Source organism: Microcoleus sp. B3-D7, assembly GCF_036705305.1.
In the GTDB taxonomy this organism is placed as follows: Bacteria; Cyanobacteriota; Cyanobacteriia; order Cyanobacteriales; family Microcoleaceae; genus Microcoleus.
Map to the genome: position 1 here is coordinate 1 of NZ_JAUBUE010000052.1, position 19,251 is coordinate 19,251.

At 45.2% G+C, this 19,251-nt stretch carries 10 protein-coding genes and 1 pseudogene; 8 read left to right on the forward strand and 3 right to left on the reverse strand.

The window, feature by feature from the left end; genetic code table 11:
* Positions 1 to 281 precede the first annotated feature (281 nt).
* Positions 282 to 1,649 carry a TldD/PmbA family protein gene (locus QUB25_RS25165; protein WP_333187358.1) on the reverse strand — a complete coding sequence of 456 codons (1,368 nt, stop codon included), beginning with the start codon at positions 1,647 to 1,649 and terminating at the stop codon, positions 282 to 284.
* Positions 1,650 to 2,109: 460 nt separating this feature from the next.
* Here QUB25_RS25165 and QUB25_RS25170 point away from each other — a divergent pair, with 460 nt between their 5' ends.
* The 4 genes from QUB25_RS25170 to QUB25_RS25185 all read left to right on the forward strand — a co-directional run bounded on the left by QUB25_RS25170 (position 2,110) and on the right by QUB25_RS25185 (position 11,656).
* The gene (locus QUB25_RS25170) at positions 2,110 to 6,372 is read left to right on the forward strand and encodes a PAS domain S-box protein (protein ID WP_333187361.1); all 4,263 of its coding nucleotides are present in this window, start codon (positions 2,110 to 2,112) and stop codon (positions 6,370 to 6,372) included.
* A 188-nt stretch (positions 6,373 to 6,560) separates the two neighbouring features.
* The gene (locus tag QUB25_RS25175; protein WP_333141213.1) at positions 6,561 to 7,418 is read left to right on the forward strand and encodes a DUF1361 domain-containing protein; all 858 of its coding nucleotides are present in this window, start codon (positions 6,561 to 6,563) and stop codon (positions 7,416 to 7,418) included.
* A gap of 210 nt (positions 7,419 to 7,628) precedes the next feature.
* Positions 7,629 to 9,593 (forward strand): ABC transporter ATP-binding protein/permease, encoded by a 1,965-nt coding sequence (locus QUB25_RS25180; RefSeq protein ID WP_333187364.1) that lies wholly within the window; start codon positions 7,629 to 7,631, stop codon positions 9,591 to 9,593.
* A 419-nt stretch (positions 9,594 to 10,012) separates the two neighbouring features.
* Complete coding sequence (locus QUB25_RS25185; protein ID WP_333187367.1) at positions 10,013 to 11,656, forward strand: NB-ARC domain-containing protein; 1,644 nt, start codon at positions 10,013 to 10,015, stop codon at positions 11,654 to 11,656.
* 67 nt (positions 11,657 to 11,723) lie between these two features.
* Here the strand turns inward: QUB25_RS25185 and QUB25_RS25190 are convergent, their stop codons facing one another.
* Positions 11,724 to 13,454, reverse strand: a complete 1,731-nt coding sequence (locus QUB25_RS25190; protein WP_333187369.1) for an NAD(P)H-quinone oxidoreductase subunit 4 — start codon at positions 13,452 to 13,454, stop codon at positions 11,724 to 11,726.
* A 247-nt stretch (positions 13,455 to 13,701) separates the two neighbouring features.
* Positions 13,702 to 14,631: an ADP-ribosylglycohydrolase family protein gene (locus QUB25_RS25195; protein ID WP_333187372.1), complete on the reverse strand. Its 930-nt coding sequence runs from the start codon at positions 14,629 to 14,631 to the stop codon at positions 13,702 to 13,704.
* Between the two features lie 210 nt (positions 14,632 to 14,841).
* On the opposite strand from QUB25_RS25195, the pseudogene QUB25_RS25200 reads away from it, so the two are divergent.
* From QUB25_RS25200 to minE, 4 genes and pseudogenes are all read left to right on the forward strand, one after another.
* Positions 14,842 to 15,798, forward strand: a pseudogene (locus tag QUB25_RS25200) (IS630 family transposase).
* Positions 15,799 to 16,229: 431 nt separating this feature from the next.
* Positions 16,230 to 17,033: a septum site-determining protein MinC gene (gene minC, locus QUB25_RS25205; RefSeq protein WP_333187375.1), complete on the forward strand. Its 804-nt coding sequence runs from the start codon at positions 16,230 to 16,232 to the stop codon at positions 17,031 to 17,033.
* A 424-nt stretch (positions 17,034 to 17,457) separates the two neighbouring features.
* Positions 17,458 to 18,264 carry a septum site-determining protein MinD gene (gene minD / locus QUB25_RS25210; protein ID WP_190737982.1) on the forward strand — a complete coding sequence of 269 codons (807 nt, stop codon included), beginning with the start codon at positions 17,458 to 17,460 and terminating at the stop codon, positions 18,262 to 18,264.
* A 216-nt stretch (positions 18,265 to 18,480) separates the two neighbouring features.
* On the forward strand, positions 18,481 to 18,852 hold the full coding sequence (gene minE, locus QUB25_RS25215) for a cell division topological specificity factor MinE (RefSeq protein WP_333187378.1): 372 nt from the start codon (positions 18,481 to 18,483) through the stop codon (positions 18,850 to 18,852).
* Positions 18,853 to 19,251 lie beyond the last annotated feature (399 nt).

The following is a 19,251-nucleotide window of genomic DNA, read 5'->3' on the forward strand; positions in this document are numbered from 1 at the left end:
GATTTTAAATCACCCTAACCTTCCTTCAGTCTTGTCTTATGGTACTTTGGCTGCTTAAAAACTGTCCGGAGTATTGTGGTAAAGTCTATAATCCCGATCGCACTTCCCCAATTTCTCTGTAATTTCTGAAGTCCCCCAAACACCGAACGACCTAGCTGAAGCCCTCAATAGTAGATTTTGAGTGGTTTGTCAACTTGTCAGTGTCCCGGACTGGTTAAGGTGAGGGCGCCCTCACCTTAACCAGTTGCGTAACTCTTGAACTAATAACTAATCACTAATGATTACCTTCCTCCGACTACAACATTTTTAATCCGCAGATGGGGGCCACCGACGCTTACGGGCAAACCACTCTGGCCATTTTTACCGCAACCGCCGTAGGCATAAACCGAGTCGTTTCCTATAGACTCAATATCCTTTAAAGTCTGAAATACATTGCCGCTTAAAGTGACATCGCTCACCGGTTCGGCTAATTTGCCGTCGCGAATCATGAACCCTTGAGCCGCCGCAAAGGTAAACATTTCGCCGTTGGTTTGTCCTCCCAACATCCGGACTGCATAAACTCCTTCGTCAATGTCGGCAACCATTTCGTCAAAAGAATTTTCCCCAGACTCGATCGCAGTATTAGTCATCCGCACCAAAGGCATAAAAGTAGCACTCAGAGCCCGGGCATTTCCCGTCGGACTTTCGCCCATTTTGCCCGCAGTCTCGCGATTGTGCATTCGAGCCGCTAAAACTCCATTTTTAATTAAATGCTTGCACTGAGCCGGCACGCCTTCGTCGTCGTATTTCAACGTTCCCGGCAATCCCGGCACAGTTGCGTCGTCTATTACATTCAATTGTTCGATCGCCACAGGCTTGCCCAAAGTCAACAATTCCTGCATTTTCGGGTTTTCGTAAATGCCGTCTGCTTCCGACAAATGACCGAAAGCTTCGTGAATAAACACCCCCGACAAATAAGGGTCTAAAATCACCGGATACTGACCGCCTTTCACCGATTTTGCCTCTAGTTGCCCCACAGCTCGAACGGCCGCACTCTTAACACGATCTTCAATATTTGTCAAAACATCGTAATCCGATCGCGAGTGAATCGACTCAAACCCTTGGCGGACGACACCGCCCTCGCCGCGAGCGATCGCTCCGAAACGGCCGGTCACGTCCAAGCGCTCTTGAGCGATGCAAGTACCTTGAGAATTCACAAAATAAGTAATCCCAAATCTGTCGCTGTAACCTGCCATTGTCGTCTGAATTCGCGGGTCATAATCTAACAGCAACTGATTGTAAGATTCGAGCAATTTCCGCTTTTCGGCTAGAGTAATAGAGCGCGGGTCGCGGCCCAATTCCACCGCTACATAATCTTGAATCGGGGTGACATCTGCTAGTTGAGTTTTTTCGCTGCCAACCAAACGAGACTGCACTACAGCTTCTTCAATGCGGTCTTTTAACTCATCTAAACCGTTAAAAGTTACAAAACTCCAGCCGCCTTTGTGACAGGCGCGGATGCCACCGGCGAGACTAAAACTGCGGTTGACAGCATCTAACTGAGGACCGCGAAAACTAATCGCAGTTGACTCGCTTTGTTCGAGGCGAACTTCCAGATAATCCACGCGATCGCGGTAAGGTGCGATCGCTTCCATCAACTGTTCTTGCATCAAATTGCCCCTATAAATGATTAGCCGTAGCGCTGAAAAAAATTATTGCTAAACCTATTTTAGCTAATAACTCCCGTCTTTCGGGTGCGCCTTCCCCCACCGCTGTGGTGCGGGAGCATGGCGCGCCCTACCCGATTAAGGGGGAGTCAGTCGATTTGAGATTTGAGATTTGAGATTGATCCGTCCTGAGCCTGCGAAGGAATGAATCCGGGGGCTTATGACCACATTACTTTCGGTCAGTCGATTTGAGATTTAAAACTTTTTCCATAGAATTGATGATGAGAGGCTTGGCGATCGCCGACGCTCGGCGGGCGTCCTAGAACACAAGAAACTCGCGCTCGCTTGTGAAAAGCCCGGTATGCCGAAAATCTGGCATTGGCTTAGAGAAATCAAACTAAACTAAATCTATCTAAAGCTCTAAAAAATATACCTTAACCGCCGGCAAATGGAATACTTTAAGGTGAAAAAATTCCAAATTTCACCGTATTTAGCAGCAATTTCGGCATCAATAGCAATTTTGGTCGGAGTTGGCATTTTAGATCGCTCAGAACAGCGGCGATTTTTTCACTACAACCGCGCTAGCACCCTCGAGCGCCTCAGCACAGTCCGTTCTAAGCTCGAAGGCGCTTTGAATTCCCGCGTGTTTTTGACGCGGGGTTTGGGGGCTTACCTTTCCAACAACCCAAACATCACTGAAGCCGAGTTTACAGCGACGGCGAGAATTCTGGTGGCACAGCAACCGGGCATTCGCGCCATAACTTTAGTTAAAGGCACGACGATCGCTTACATTTACCCACGGGAGGGAAATGAAGCGCTGATCGGGGTTGACTTGACGGCGCTACCCGCACAGCGGCAAATGGTCAAAGAGGTTATCTACACCAGAAAAACTTTGCTAGCCGGGCCCGTGAAATTATTGGAGGGGGACGAGACGTTTATCAGCCGATCGCCGATTTTTCTCACACCTTCGGGCGCTGAGCCTGAAACAGGAGTTTACTGGGGCTTGACAGGTTTGATCATCGACAAAAATTCCCTGATTGAGGAAGCAGGACTCAACGACTCCTCAGCGAAGCTGCAATACGCTCTGCGGGGCAAAGACGGGAAGGGAGCAGCCGGCCCTGTGTTTTTCGGTGACGGGTCAATTTTTCAGCACAATCCCGTGCTGCAGGAAGTGACTTTGCCGCACGGTTCCTGGCAGTTGGCAGCAATTCCGGCGGGAGGATGGCCTGCGAATTCGCCGTTTCGGGGGTGGCTGATCTTTGGAGGCGGCTTGCTGGCTGTTTTCAGCGGGGTCGTGGCGTTTAGCTGGGTGTATGGCCCTGTGAAGCTGCAGGCAAGCGAAGCTAAGTACCGACAATTGGTTGAGAATGCTAAGAGCATAATTGTGCAGTTAGACAGTGAAGGCAAAATTACTTTTTTTAACGAGTTTGCTGAAACTTTTTTCGGGTATTCAGAAGCAGAAATCATCGGCAAAAGTGCGATCGGCACAATTATACCGAAAACAGATTTATTTGAAAGTGACCTCGCGACAAAGATTCGAGACTGTTTGGCACAGCCGGAAAAATACTTCCAAAACGAAAACGAAAACATCCGCAGCAATGGAGAAAGGGTGTGGATAGCGTGGACAAATAAACCTTTACTAGATGCCAAGGGAAATGTGGCAGGACTGCTTTGTATCGGGACGGATATTAGCGATCGCAAACAAGCTGAAATCGCCCTCCAAGCTTCTGAATCGGAACTTCGAGCTTTGTTCGCTGCCATGAACGACGTAATTTTTGTGATTGATCTTGAGGGACGTTATCTGAAAATTGCGCCCACAAATCCCGAACTTTTATACAAACCGTCGGCGGAACTTATAGACAAAACTCTGCACGATATCCTGCCACAAGAAACAGCAGATTTTTTCCTCAGTCAAATTCAATTTACCGCCGACACAAAACAGACCCATTCCATAGAATACAGCTTGCAAATAGACCACCAAGAAGTTTGGTTTGTCGCTAACATTTCTCCAATGCAGGAAAACACTTTTATTTGGATAGCCCGCGACATTACGCAGCGCAAGCAAGCTGAAAGTTGGTTGACCGGTCAGAAACAAATTTTAGAAATGATTGCTAAGGGCGCAACTCTTGGCGAGACTTTAAATACTTTAGTTAAAATTATCGAGCAGCAATCTAGAGATGTCATCGGTTCGATATTGCTTCTAGCTCCAGACGGCAAACATTTGCTGCACGGAGCCGCGCCCAGTTTGCCCGACAGTTACAATGCTGCTATTCATGGCATAGCCATCGGCCCGGATGTCGGTTCCTGTGGCACTGCTGCTTTTAGTCGCAAACAGGTGATCGTTACAGATATTGCCAGCGATCCTTTGTGGAAAAATTTTCGAGATTTAGCCTTGAGTTTTGGACTGAGAGCTTGCTTGTCTACTCCTATTTTCTCATCTCAGGGTCAAGTTTTGGGAACTTTTGGAATGTATTATTCCCAACCGCGCCACCCCCATATTTTTGAGCTGCAATTGATAGAGGCGATCGTAAACTTAGCAGGAATTGCGATCGAACGCAAACAGGCAGAAGACAGTCTCCAACAACTCAATCAAGAACTAGAAAATAGAGTCAAAGATAGAACTGAGCAATTGATGCAAACTGAAGAACGCTGGCAGTTAGCACTCAAAGGCAACAATGACGGCATTTGGGACTGGAACTTGCAAACAGGGGAACTTTTTGTCTCCGAGCGCTTTAAGGAAATCACTGGTTACGAAGATAGTGACATTCGCGATTACAATAACAAATGGAATAGGAGTTTACATCCAGATGATTTAGCGATTTCTCAGCAACTCCTTCAAGAACACTTGCAGAGAAAAACGCCGCATTACATCACCGAATACCGCTTGTGGTGCTACAACAGCACCTACAAATGGATATTGAGCCGGGGACAAGCTTTGTGGGACGCATCTGGAAAAGCAGTCCGCATGGTTGGTTCAATTACTGACATTACGGAGCGCAAACAAGCAGAGGAAGCACTGCGGGAAAGCGAGGCAAGATTCCAAAAGCTCTCTGCTAATGTGCCGGGAATCATTTATCAATTTTTGTTGTGTCCAGATGGCTCTTTCAGTTTTCCTTACATAAGTGCTGCTTGCCGAGAACTTTTTGAGTTAGAACCAGAAGATGTTCTGAAAAATGCAGCTTTGGTAACAGATTTGATTCATCCCGAAGACCGCCAAAATTATGAAGACTCTGTTGCTATTTCAGCCCTAAATCTGCAACCTTGGCAGTGGGAAGGACGGATGGTGCTACCTTCCGGCAACATTCGTTGGTTTCAGATAAATTCGCGTCCTGAAGCTAAAAAAAACTGCGATATTCTTTGGGACGGCATCGTCGTTGATGTTACCGATCGCAAACAAGCTGAGTTAGCTTTGCAAGAAAGCCAGCAGTTCATTCAAAAAATAGCCGATGGTACTCCCGGTATTTTGTATCTCTACGACTTGGAAGAACAGCGAAATATCTACGCTAATACTTCACTTTTCGGACTTTTGGGCTATACATCTGACGACATTAAAGCGATGGATTCGTCACTGATGCCTCAGTTAATACACCCCGAAGATTTGCCGAAAATTATACAACATCACGCGAGCTTTGTAGGAGTTGAAGATGGCGAAATTAGAGAAATTGAGTACCGGATGCGGGCAATAAAGGGTGAATTTTTGTGGCTGCAAAGTCGGGATAGTGTTTTTAGCAGGAATGCTGACGGTCAGGCTAAGGTAATAATTGGATTTTGCCAGGATATTACGACTCGCAAGCAAGCAGAAGAAGCACTGCAGCAAAGCGAGGGACGAGAAAGAGAAAAAGCTCAAGATTTAGAGTCAGCGCTGCGGGAATTGCGCTCTACTCAAACTCAGCTCATCCAAACTGAAAAAATGTCTTCTTTAGGGCAATTAGTTGCAGGCATCGCTCACGAGATTAATAATCCCGTTAACTTCATTCACGCTAACATTGATTATCTCAACCAGTATACAAAACAGTTGCTGGATTTGGTGACTCTTTACGAACAGGAGTATCCCGAACCCAATTCAAAAATTGTCGATCGCATTCAAGAGATTGATTTGGACTTCATGGCTGACGATTTAAGAAAACTTGTGGGTTCAATGCAGGTAGGAACCGAGCGCATCCGGCAAATTGTGTTGTCCCTCAGAAATTTCTCCCGGCTGGATGAATCCGCAATGAAGCCGGTCGATATTCACGTGGGAATTGAAAGCACTTTGTTAATTTTGCAGCACCGCTTGAAGAGTCGGGACAGCCGCCCGGAAATTGAAGTAATTAAGGAGTTTGGAAAACTGCCACTGGTGGAGTGCTATGCCAGCCAACTGAATCAGGTGTTTATGAATATTATTGCTAATGGAATTGATGCTATTGAAGAACGATATCAACAGTTATCAGTTCCACAATCAGAGACAAAGAGTGGACGGATTGCTATTTCCACGGGTGTAACCCCCCAGAACACTGTTAGGGTAGAAATTTCGGACAACGGTACGGGCATTCCCGAGGGGATAGTCGATCGAATTTTTAACCCGTTTTTTACTACCAAAGCTGTAGGGAAAGGTACGGGGTTGGGAATGTCTATCGCGCACTCAATTGTGGTGGAAAAGCACAAGGGTAAGATTGAGTGTATTTCGTCCATAGGATGCGGAACAACTTTTAAGATTGAGATTCCGATCCACCAAGTGTATAAATAGTATGGTGCGTCACTCGATCTGAAATTTTAGATTAGAGATTGACTCCACAGTGGTAGGGGGGGTTAGCAATTCTTAATTTTCAGGCGCGGAGCGATAAGCTGACGCACCCTACAAGTTAACTACTAAAATAGACTGAAGCTGCTAAGGCAGCGGTGCTGCATCAAACCTTTAATTGTATAAAAATTGACATGATGGGATTAATCCTGGAAGCGCTGCAAGCAATGGGACACAATGTCCGTTGGATGTCTTGGAATTTGTTTTTGAGTTTAGTACCGCTGGGCCTGAGTTTTTGGCTGTTCCGCAAACCTCGATCGCGCTGGCTGCTGTGGGGTACGGGCATTCTCCTGGGCGCTACTTTTTTGCCCAGTACGCGCCATGTTTTTAACTATCTGAAGCACATTGTGCAAGATGTAGGAAAAACTTACCTTTTGGGCGCGATCGCGATTACGCTGGCACTGATGGCTTTAGACATCTGGGTACTGCGGCAGCGCGGAGTTCGCTCTCTCCGCTGGTGGGGCGGTTTTTTCTGGTTTATCGCATTTTTGCCCAATGCGCCCTACGTTTTAACTGATATCATTCACCTGATTGAGCAGATTAAAGAGGGGAACTCGGTATGGACTGTGACTCTAGCTTTGATCCCGCAGTATCTGGCGTTTATGCTGGTCGGGTTTGGGGCTTACGTGCTGTCGGTGATGAATTTGGGTTACTATTTGAAGCAACAGGGTTGGAGTAAATTTATCCTGGCAACAGAGATAACTATACACGCACTTTCGGCGATCGGAATTTATTTAGGGCGATTTATCCGCTTCAACACTTGGGATATTCTTACTAACCCCGATGCGCTAGTTAACACAGTAATGAACGATTTGATAGGTAAGCGTCCGGTTTTAGTAATGGCTGTAACTTTTGTAGTAATTGCTGTTTTGTATTGGGTAATGAAACAAGTAATTTTAGGAATTAGCCAGCGATTTTACAGCAGTAAATTGCAGTCGGCGTTGTCCGGCGAAAGCGCCACTGCTTCTGATCCCATCGATTTGAGATTTTAGATTTGAGATTAAAGGATTGACTCCACAGATGAATCTAAGAGCTTGAACTAAGATCCCAACTTTTTTCTCTCCACCAGTGCACTCGGAAAACAAGTTTCCGCCTGGGGGTGAGACAAATTTTTTCGCGAAACTCCGAAATAAATTACTGCTGCGGTTTGTCACAAGACTTGATATGTTAAAAAAGTCAAAGTAGTTTTGTAAACAGCAAAGATGAATCGATTTGACCGTCAGTTGTGGCAGAGATTTATTGCGATCGCTCAACCTTACTTTTATCCTTTAGAGCCTGGGGGTAGCAGAATCTTTTTAGGATTAGTAGCGCTGTTGTTGATATTTCTCTTCGCTGCGATGTTTGTGTTCGTCAGCGCTGTATGTTTGGGTACTCAAGTTTTATTTCCAGAGGCTTTTAACGGGGTTGCGGCTGGCTTAGCTACTTTGATAAAAGGAATTATCTACTCACCGATAATTGCGATCATTGGTTTAATGTTAATTCTCCCGCTGGCTACTTTTGTCTTTTTCAGAAGCAAGTTGATACCGCGCTGGAAGCAGTGGGTAATGTTAGCTCTGCTGCTATTTTTGTCACTGTGTGTTAGCGGAATTAACGTAGTGATTAGCTATATTAGTAATTTTTTCACGACAGCACTGGCTGAAAAAGATCAGATTACTTTTTGGCGGTTTATGTGGGTTTATGCTGGAGTTTTTATTATCGGTACCCCGATAGTTGTTATTTACGGCTATACCCAAGATAAACTGGGATTGTACTGGCGAGAGTGGATGAGTGAGAGTTTCCTGGGTAGTTATTTTCAAAACCGCGCTTATTACGAAATCAATTCTCAGAAGGAAATCGACAATCCCGACCAGCGGATTGCTGAAGATATCAAATCTTTCACTAGCACAAGTTTAGAGTTTTTGCTGCTGATATTGGGGGCAGTGATCGATATTATTTCTTTTACAGGCATTCTGTGGTCTATTTCCAAAGGTCTTTCGATCGGACTAATTATTTATGCTGTCTTTGGCACGACAGTTATGGTAATTTTTGGCAAAAGGTTGATATTTTTGAACTTCAATCAGCTCTCCAAAGAGGCTGACTTTCGCTATGGATTGGTTCACATTCGGGACAATGCAGAATTAATTGCTTTTTACCGAGGAGAAGCACAGGAATCTGTTCAGGTGAAACACCGATTTTTAAAAGCAGTTAGGAATTTTCATTTACTAATTGGTTGGCAGCGTAATTTGGGATATTTTAGAGTTGGCTATAGATATGCAACTTATATTATTCCCTCCTTATTCCTGGCTTCTATCTACTTTGCAGGTGAGATCAGATACGGCGATATTACTCAAGCTGAATTTGCTTTTCGTCAGGTTTCAGAAGCCTTTTCTTTGGTTGTATATAGGATTGAAAGCTTGAGTTTATTTGCAGCGGGAATTAATCGTTTAGCCACGTTTAATGAGTTTTTAAGAGATAAAAAAAGTGCTGTTAAACTAGAATTAAGAACAATCGATACAGTTATAAGTTCGCAATTGACACTGGAACACGTTACTTTAGATACTCCGCAGCATCAAAAAACTTTAATTAGAGATTTGTCGGTAGCCGTGTCGCCCGGTGAAGGACTGTTAATTGTCGGTCAAAGCGGTGCCGGGAAGAGTTCTTTGCTGCGGGCAATTGCGGGCTTGTGGCAATCGGGAACCGGCCGTTTGGCGCGGCCGGAATTGGAGGAAATGCTGTTTTTGCCGCAGCGTCCTTATATGATTTTGGGTAGTTTGCGATCGCAACTTCTCTATCCCAACAGCAGCAGCGAGGTTGATGAGGAAAAATTGCGCCGCGTTTTGGCATCAGTAAACTTAGCCGATTTGCCGGACAGATTGGGCGGTTTTGATGCGGATTTAGATTGGGGTGAGATTTTGTCACTGGGAGAACAGCAACGTTTAGGTTTTGCTAGATTGTTATTGACTGAACCGAGATACACTATTTTGGATGAGGCGACAAGTGCTTTGGATTTGAAGAACGAGCAACATTTATACGAGCAGTTGCAAGCCACTAAAACTACGTTTGTGAGTGTCGGCCACCGATTGAGTTTAGTGAAATATCACCAGCAGGTTTTGGAACTTCTGGGCGATGGGAGTTGGCGGCTGCTTTCGGCTCAAGAATACCGCGCTAGTGCGACAAATTTTGGCTGATACAGCGCTGCTTTCAAAAATTGTAAATTTACCCGGTTTTTGGTTCGCCGTCGGTTGTGGTGCGGTTGGAGATTTATGGTTTGGGGCCATAAATTAAGCGCCGCGCCTCCACTCTACAATAGGTTTTACGGGTAGGAAATAGCAACAATTAATGCAGATTAACTCCCCGTTTCTCATACCATCTTAGATTAAAGAATTAAAGAATTGGGAATGACTGATTGTGTATTGGTTTGGAGTATGGGCCTAGAGTTGCATTTTTTTAAACTGATATCACAATAGATAATTGGGTATAAATATCTAAAACTGCCCAAACAACAAAAAGCAAGCTGAACTTTGGTAGATTCGATTCAATTGCTCGCCCGCGAGAACTCACACAATATAATAGAAGATAGATTTTTAGTATAGACGAGATTCCTACCTTGACTACTCCGATTCCTCAAAACTTTGTGCAAACGATCGCCAAACAGCGCGGTGTCACAGATGCCGAGTTAGAAACTGTGTTTATGGCTCTCGACGGTCAATCTACAGCGACGATCGCCACAAAGCTTGGCATTAGCGACATCGCCGTTCGCAAAAGACTTGGCGAAGTTTACAAAAAGTTTCAGATCGGGGGGAACGGCCCTGGAAAGCTTTCGGAATTGAGGCATCAGTTGCTGTTTTCATACCACATCGATCAGGGAACGAGCGATTTTAGTGGAGGTAAAGGCTCTCTATTGAAGATGGCGATTGGACACCGACAGGAAGATTGGGGTCAAGCACCGGATGTTTCGGTTTTTTACGGACGGACTGAAGAATTAACTACTTTAAAGCAGTGGATTGTATCAGATAATTGTCGCCTAATAGCGCTGCTTGGTTTGGCTGGTAGCGGCAAAACAACTCTGTCGGTGCAGTTGGCAAAACAGGTACAGAATGAGTTTGATTTTGTGATTTGGCGATCGCTGCGATCGACACCCGCACCATCCGACTTCCTAGGGAGCTTAATTCAACTTTTTTCTAACCAACAAAAACCCGATGTGCCGTTAGCGGAACCCTCGAAGAGGATCGACCTCAACAGCAAAATTTCGCGTTTGGTCGAGTATTTGCGAAAACACCGCTGTCTGGTAATTTTAGACGATTTTGAAGCGGTTCTCCGACCCGAAGAATTAGCGGGACACTACCGCGAAGGCTACGAAGGATATCGAGATTTAATTGTGCGGCTCTGTGAGGTCAATCATAATAGCTGTTTACTGCTAGTTAGTTCGGAAGAGCCTACGGAACTGGCTTTGCTGGCGGGAGAAAAAGTGCGGTCTTTAAAACCTGCTATTTCCTCGGAAATAGCGCGGGGAATTTTTCAAGAAAAAGGTTTGTCGGCTCAAGATCAAGAGTTGAAAATCTTGTTATCCCGGTACGGAGGCAATCTGTTAGCATTAAAGATTGTAGCGACAACAATTAACGAGTTTTTCGAGGGAAATGTTTTAAAGCTTTTGGAAGCAACGGCGTTATTTATTGAAGAACATATCAGCAATTTGCTGGCGCAGCAGTTCGATAGAATGTCGAGTTCAGAACAAGAGATTGCCAACTGGATTGCTATTGCTCAAATCCCGATTTCCCTGGCGACTTTACGAGAGCAGATGTTGGTCAATTCATCGCTTTCAGATTTGCTGAAAAATCTCGATTCTCTGGGTCGTCGCTCGCTGATTGACAAAATTAGTGAGGGCGGGGAAACTGTTTTTATTCTTCAGCCTTTGATCGTGCAATATGTGACCGACCGATTAGTCGATCAGATTCGAGCGGAGGTTTTGGAGACGGTTAAGACGCAAGGAATAGAAAGAATGGGGCTGTTGAAAACTCACAAATTGAGCATCAATATTGCTAAACGGAAAGGGGATAAAGGCGAGGGAAGTCGCTCTATTTTAGCATTAGTAAAAACTCGGTTGCAAGTGTTGTTTGTGAAAACGACAGGCTCTGAAGAACCGCTAAATATCTTGAATAAAGTTGCCTCTGAGCTGGAGGATAAATCCATTCTTGAGGTGGGATATGCTAGGGAGAATCTGGCGCAGATTATTTCAGAAATTCAGCGATAACAAAAAAGCGATCGCCCTTTGACAAAAGCGATCGCCCAATTTTCAACACAAACAGAGTTCGATAAAATTATTTGACAATGCCAAAAACCGATGCAGATTCAGACCGTGTAATTTTGTCCAAAGCAGGCGATTTTTGAGCTTGGGCAATCTTGGGAACCAAAAGTTGATTCGCATAAATCCGAGGATTTTGTTGAGCAATTTGGATGTAAGATTGGCGGACTTCTGCGTTGACTGCGACAGTCTTGGCATCGTAGACTTGCATCGCCATGTTGGGATAAAAACCAATGCCGACAATCGGTATCAAAAAGCAAAATGCGATCGCCACTTCCCGAGGTTTAGCATCAATAAACGGTGCATCACCAGGCAAAACGCAACTATTACCAAAACAAACCGCTTCATCCAGATTGTTTCTCTGATTCTGCAAATTTAGATCCTCAAGGTCGCAAGCCGCTAGTGTCCCACAGTTGTAAAATAACTGTCGCAGCATCGAGAGCAAATAAATCGGCGTCAAAATCAGTCCCACAGCAGCCAGGAACACTGTCACCGCGCGGAAAGAACCGCTGTACATATCGCTAGTGGCGACGCCCACAAACACTGACAATTCGCTAGCAAAACCGCTCATTCCGGGGAGTGCCAAGGATGCCATGGCGCCTGCGGTAAACAAGGCAAACACTTTCGGCATGGCTTTCCCAATCTCGCCCATCTCGTCCATGATCATTGTATGGGTGCGATCGTAAGTAACGCCAGCCAGGAAAAACAATACTGAGGCGATTAAACCGTGGGAAATCATTTGCAACAGCGCCCCGTTGATTCCCAAATCCGTGAAGGAAGCAATACCCAACAACACGAATCCCATGTGAGAAATCGACGAATTCGCTAGGCGGCGCTTCATGTTCGATTGGCCGAAGGAATTCAGCGCGCCGTAGATAATGTTGACCACGCCGAGCACCGCCATAATCGGTGCAAAGTAAACGTGTGCTTGGGGAAGAAGTTCCAAATTCAGACGAATCAGTCCGTATCCGCCCATTTTCAGCAATACGCCGGCCAGAATCATCGACACGGGAGAAGATGCTTCACCGTGGGCATCAGGTAGCCAAGTGTGGAAGGGGAAAATCGCCAGTTTCACACCGAAGGCAATTAACAATCCCGCATAAAGCAGTAATTCTAAACCCAGTGGGTAGTCCTTCAAGCCTAGTTCTACCATGTCGAAGGTGGGGGTGCCTCCGCCGTAGAATGCCATTGCTAAGGCAGCTATCAAAATAAAGATGGAAGCGCCTGCGGTGTAAATCAAGAATTTGGTAGCTGCGTAGCGGCGGTTTTGTCCGCCCCAAATCGAGATTAGCAGGTATACCGGAATTAATTCTAGTTCCCAGACAATGAACAGCAGCATGATGTCTTGGGCGACGAAAACTCCTATTTGTGCGGAGTACATCACCAGCATCAGGAAATAAAAGAGTCGTGGCTTGCGATCGACTTCCCAGGCAGCAAAAATAGATAGAGTCGTCACCAATCCCGCCAACAGTACCAGCGGAACTGACAGTCCGTCAACGGAAACAGACCAGTTGAGACCTAAAGAAGGTATCCAGGAATATTGTTCTACGATTTGGAAACTAGAGATGCTTGGATCGTAATGAGTCCAAAACACCCAGCACATTAATACAAAATCTGCAATGCCTACGCCTAGGGCATACCAGCGCACTGTTTTGCCGTCTGTATCGGGCAGAAAAGGGATGGCGAGGGAAGCTAGGAGGGGTAGGATGACAATTGCGGTCAGCCAAGGAAATTGATCCGCTATCATGATAGTGAGAAAAAATACTTAGTTGGAAGTTACCAAGATTATAATACTAAATTTAATCAAAAATTAAGATTTGTAAATTAATCTTTTTTTTAGAAAGATGGGGAGTACATCAGCTACACACAATTTGCTGCAAAAGTCAAGAAGTTTTGCAGTTATTAGTCAGTAATCATTAGTGGCACTTTAGCGGTTGACAATTACCGATGACCGATTACTCTGTTGTCATGCAGTGGCAAACTGTGGTAAATATTCAACTCGATCGAGATAAAGTCCAGAGTTGTTCGGCCAAAGCTTCAATTAAAGGGAGATACGCCAATTGCGATCGCCATTTTTCCGGTATACCAGATTCTCCGTAAAAAGCCCCCGCCAACTGTCCGTAAACCGCACCAGTGGTATCCGCGTCGTCGCCCAAATTCACAGCCAACAAACAGCCTTCAGCAAAAGAAGAACTGTTGTAAAACGCCCACAGTGCCGCCTCCAAAGACTTGACAACATAACCAGTACCTTTGATTTCAGGAGGTTGTCGCCGTTTAAAAGAACCCGCCGCAATCTCATCAATCTCTGCTACCAGGGGATTTTCTGCCCAATATCCCGAAATCGGACAATATCTTTCCGAAAGCAACACATCTTTAGCAACTCCATTCACAGCCCCCGCAATTAAAGCACCAAAATAACGGCAAGCATCCACACAAGTAGCAGCAGCGTGAGTAGTTCTCGAACTTTCGCCAGATTTTTCTATGACTTCCAAAGGATTTGTAGCATACAACAAAGGCACGGGAGCCAAGCGCATAATCGAACCATTTCCAGCAGTCCCAGCATCGGTAGAACCGCAGTAAGGTTTTCTTGTATCTTCAAACTTCCAAAGTGCTTGTTGAACCGTATTGCCAATATCAAAACATTCACCAGTGCTGCTCAAATGTCCCTCTCGCTTCCACCGCAAATATGTTTCTAACTGATGGACTGGATCGAAACCTTCTTTCTCAATCAAACTTTCAGCCAAACAAAGTGCCATCGAAGTATCGTCCGTCCACTCGCCCGGTTGCAGTCGAAACGGGCCGCCGCCAACCATATCGTTAATAGGCGCAAACGTTCCAGGGCGACAAAACTCTAAAGTTGTTCCGAGAGCATCGCCAACTGCTAAGCCGAGAAGACTGCCGCGATAATGTTCTATTTGCTGCATAACGTATAGCCTTTCTCGGAAAGATGAGGTATAATGTTACTGACCCTCACTCAGGAGGATAAAGCAGAGAATATCAGATCAAACGAACTATAATTACATGGCTCAGTAAAGCCTCGCTTGCGATAGCATACATAAGAGCATTTTTTTGACAGCACGCTCTGCTTGACTCACAAAAAGTAAATTTGTACTCCTCTTCATATATTGTTAAAAATGAAAGCTTATTCGATTGATTTTAGGCAAAAAATCCTTGATACTTATCATACTGAACCGATTTCACAAAAAGCAATAGCTAAGCGCTTTTCTGTAGCCCTGAGTTTTGTACAAAAATTGCTTATACAATATCGTGAAACAAAAAACATTACTCCGAGAACTGACCGATGTGGAGTCAAAGGTAAACTGAATGCAGAGCAACTACTCATATTGGCTCAATTGATTGAAGTAAACAATGATGCAACTCTTGAAGAACTTCGTTATTTACTTTATGAGAAAATTGGATTTTCCGTTAGTAGAGCAACAATAGCAAGAATGATAAAACTCTTAGATATTACCGCCTGTAAAAAACTCTGTTCCCTTCAGGCAAAGGCACCGACCGAGTTCAACTCCTACGGTGTGAGTTCTGGGAAAAAATTAAAGAGATTAGTTTAAAAGACTTAATATTCATTGACGAATCGGGAGTTAATTTGGCAAGGGTTAGGTTATATGCCAGAGCTTTAAAAGGTCAAAGAGCCTAGGGGCCAAAACCAACTAAACGTGGCAAAAATGTCTCAATAATTGGAGCGATGTCAGTCAAGGAAATTTTGACATCGGTTAATTTAATAGGCGGAACTGATGCAATTACATTTGAAGCTTTTATGATCAGGAAACTTGTGCCAAAACTCTGGAAAGGGGCTTGTGTAGTGATGGATAATTGTCCCATTCACTTGGGAGAAGAAGTGAAAAAAGTTATCGAAAAAAAAGGGGCAAGATTAATATACTTATCACCTTATTCACCAGATTTTTCACCCATTGAAAATCTGTGGTCAAAACTTAAAATCATTCTCCGTTCTATCAAGACTACTAATTATCAAGAATTAGCAAAAGCACTCTTAGTTTGCGTTCAGTCAAGTTACATCGTCCAATATTTTTAACTGGTTTACACACTGCTATTATTGTACCTCATCTTTCTGAGAAAGGCTATAATTGACAATTAATAATTAGTAAGCGCTAGAGAATTCAAAATTATTTCTATCTGCATCTTATCTGCGTGTGTAACAATAGATCCCCAACTTGTCAAGTTCTTTCTTTATCTCTTCTCTTAATTTTCTTTCTCTGTGTCAACAGCGCCTTCTGCGGTTCATTAAAACAAAATCTTGTTCACAATCGATACCAAATTTGTGAACTTCTCTCATTCTCTCTTCGGAGCTCTTAATTCTCTTTCTCTGTCCCCTCTGCGCTCTCTGCGGTTCATTAAAACAAAATCTTGTTGACAAACGAAAGAGAATTGCCCTAGCTGTCGTTAAAAATAAAAAAACAAGACTTTTCCTCCCAAATGCTGAGGCAAAAGACGAGTCAGGCTAATATTGATGTTAACCTGTCCCTACCCGATATCAAACTGTCCCATGACACCCGATGCCTCCGCCGCAGCCGCTGCTGCCGCCCCTCAATCAACACCCGAAGTCAGCTTGGATCTGCAAGTCCGACTCAAAACCGAAGATGGACAGCTACTGTTGCTACTCCCCCCCGAAACCAATAACGAACCCGCAACAGCCTCCGCCTCGACTTGGACTGAACTTTGGCAGCAGCTAAAAGTCAGGCTGAATGCAGGAGAACGCTTTTGGCAGCCAAACGCAGAAGTACAATTGATGGGGAGCGATCGACTTTTAGATATCCGCCAACTGCAAGAAATCGCCGATGCCCTCTCCGAAGTGGAACTGCAACTCAAACGAGTCCACACCAGTCGCCGCCAAACCGCCGTAGCAGCAGCTACGGCAGGTTATTGTGTAGAACAGCAGCCTCCGGTTTCTTCCCTGAATAAAGCCGCCTCTGAAAAACCGCAATCGCTGGCGGAACCTTTATATTTGCAGATGACAGTGCGATCGGGCGTAGAAATTCGCCATCCGGGCACCGTCGTACTTTTGGGAGACGTAAATCCAGGCGGATCAGTCATCGCCGGAGGCGATATCCTAGTTTGGGGCCGTTTGCGGGGAGTCGTGCACGCCGGTGCCGGTGGCAATACCAAAAGCGTGATTATGACCTTGCAGATGGAACCGATGGTGATTAGGATTGCTAAGTATGTTGCCAGAGGCCCAGAAAACTCACCCGCTCAGTTTTTCCCGGAAGTCGCCTATGTGACGCCTCAAGGGATTCGGATCGGTAGAGCCTCTGATTTTGACAAATCGCAGTTAGTCGGGGGTAATGAGTAATCGATAATGGGTAATTGGTAATGGGTAATTAGGAATTAGTAATGAGTAATTGGTAATACTATTTCTCTTTAAGCCTGCACTTGATAATTTTTGCCGAGGCTAAATCAGTCACTAAAAGACGATTTAAAATTTAAGTGCAAATTTATAGAGAATTAGTAAAACAATGAGAGTTGCGAGTTTATGAAGTAGGGGCAAAGGCTTTCGCCGTGCCACTACAGCGGGGGATCGATAAGCGGGTGTCCTTCATAAACGTGGAATCTGCTGTTATTCAGTGAATTACAGATTGCTGCCTAATTACCAAAAAATAATTGCTAATTATCAACCAAGAAAAAGATCAATTACCCATTACCAATTACCCATTGCCATTCCCAATTACCAATTACTAATTCCCAATCACCAATTCCAAATAAATCTAAAATCGCTTATGGCTCGCATTATTGTTGTTACATCAGGGAAAGGCGGGGTAGGAAAAACCACCTCCACAGCCAATCTCGGCATGGCTTTAGCTAAGCGGGGGCGGAACGTTGCCGTAATTGATGCCGATTTCGGTCTCAGAAATTTAGACTTGCTGCTGGGCTTAGAAAATCGGATTGTTTACACGGCATTAGAAGTTCTCGCTGGAGAGTGCCGATTAGAGCAAGCTTTGGTGAAAGACAAGCGGCAGCCGCGCTTGGTGCTGTTGCCGGCTGCCCAAACTCGGATGAAAGATGCCATCAGCGCTGAGCAAATGAAGCAGCTTGTGGGGATGTTGGGAGCAAAATACGACTATATTTTGATCGACTCTCCTGCTGGAATTGAACAAGGTTTTCAAAATGCGATCGCGCCGGCTCAAGAAGGAATAATTGTCACTACTCCCGAAATCGCTGCTGTCCGCGATGCCGATCGAGTCATCGGTCTGCTGGAAGCCAACAACGTCAAGAAAATCAACCTAATCGTCAACCGGATCAGACCCGCAATGGTGCTGGCAAATGATATGATGTCGGTGCAAGACGTGCGGGAAATCCTCGCCATTTCGCTGTTAGGCGTCGTTCCCGACGACGAGCGCGTCATCGTTTCCACCAACCGAGGCGAACCATTAGTATTGTCGGAAACGGCCTCTTTAGCTGGAACTGCCTTCGACAATATTGCCCGCCGCTTAGAAGGCGAAAAAGTTGATTTTCTAGATCTCAATCCCCGTCGGGAAAACTTCTTTACTCGCCTCCGCAAGTTCTTAAATACTAAAATTATGTGATGTGCTCATTGGCGATCGATCTTTAAAAGCAGCGACCGCATCACAAAAACTACCCCAAATTTTCCCCCAGTGACACCAGTTCCCAAAAAGAATGAAACTGTAGACCCGCTCCAAACCAGACGGGAATCAGTGGTTTCCCAATCGAAAATCGAAAATCGAAAATCGAAAATGGTATGACCTTTTCTATGCCTAACCCTTGACAAACCAGCCGTACCCATGATATACACACTTCTCGAACGACTTTTCCCGCGCACCCCTGACAACAGCCGCGACGAGGTAAAACGGCGCCTCAAACTGGTTCTAGCCCACGACCGCTCAGAACTCAGCCCAGAAATGGTTGAGTCGATGCGCCGAGAAATTCTAGAGGTGGTATCTCGCTACGTGGAAATCGATACCACCGGGTCTGAGTTCTCGCTGGAGAGCGACCAGCGGGCCACAGCACTAATTGCAAATCTCCCGATCCGGCGAGTCAGGCACGAACATCCACCGGAGAAGGTGTCCCAGAATGTGCCCCCGAATCGATCCGAAAATCGACCCGAATATGTACCGGAGTATGTAGTCGAAATTCTCCCCGACACTATAGAGTGATAGGGATTGAGATTTTATTGTCAGGCAAAGAGTTCGATTCGAGCCGATCGCCATTTAAATTAAACTATAGCAACCGCTTTCCTCGGTTAGAAAATAGACTACAATTAGTCGCCAGTTTTGCAGATCGATCGCGCCGACTTTTGGCTCGAAACTGTACATTTATACCTCCTTCATCAGGTCATCCCAGCGATCGAGTTAAATGGCATGAAGAAAATCGAAGTTGCTCAAGTGTTGGGAATCCGTCGCAACACCATCGACGCCACAAGTCGATGGTATTGCAACACAGGAGACTTCCAAGCGGAGGGCCTTGTGGAAACGCCCTGGTAAGGGTCACTTGCATCACAAAACACGGTCAAGTTCCGAGAGTTTGTCAAAATACACAAGCACAATAACCCAAGC

What these genes read in the sequence shown, in the direction of transcription:
- QUB25_RS25165 (WP_333187358.1), bottom strand. Translation starts at nt 1,649, where the DNA reads ATGCAAGAACAGTTGATGGAAGCGATCGCACCTTACCGCGATCGCGTG.
- QUB25_RS25175 (WP_333141213.1), top strand. Translation starts at nt 6,561, where the DNA reads ATGATGGGATTAATCCTGGAAGCGCTGCAAGCAATGGGACACAATGTC.
- QUB25_RS25180 (WP_333187364.1), top strand. Translation starts at nt 7,629, where the DNA reads ATGAATCGATTTGACCGTCAGTTGTGGCAGAGATTTATTGCGATCGCT.
- QUB25_RS25190 (WP_333187369.1), bottom strand. Translation starts at nt 13,454, where the DNA reads ATGATAGCGGATCAATTTCCTTGGCTGACCGCAATTGTCATCCTACCC.
- QUB25_RS25195 (WP_333187372.1), bottom strand. Translation starts at nt 14,631, where the DNA reads ATGCAGCAAATAGAACATTATCGCGGCAGTCTTCTCGGCTTAGCAGTT.
- minC (WP_333187375.1), top strand. Translation starts at nt 16,230, where the DNA reads ATGACACCCGATGCCTCCGCCGCAGCCGCTGCTGCCGCCCCTCAATCA.
- minD (WP_190737982.1), top strand. Translation starts at nt 17,458, where the DNA reads ATGGCTCGCATTATTGTTGTTACATCAGGGAAAGGCGGGGTAGGAAAA.
- minE (WP_333187378.1), top strand. Translation starts at nt 18,481, where the DNA reads ATGATATACACACTTCTCGAACGACTTTTCCCGCGCACCCCTGACAAC.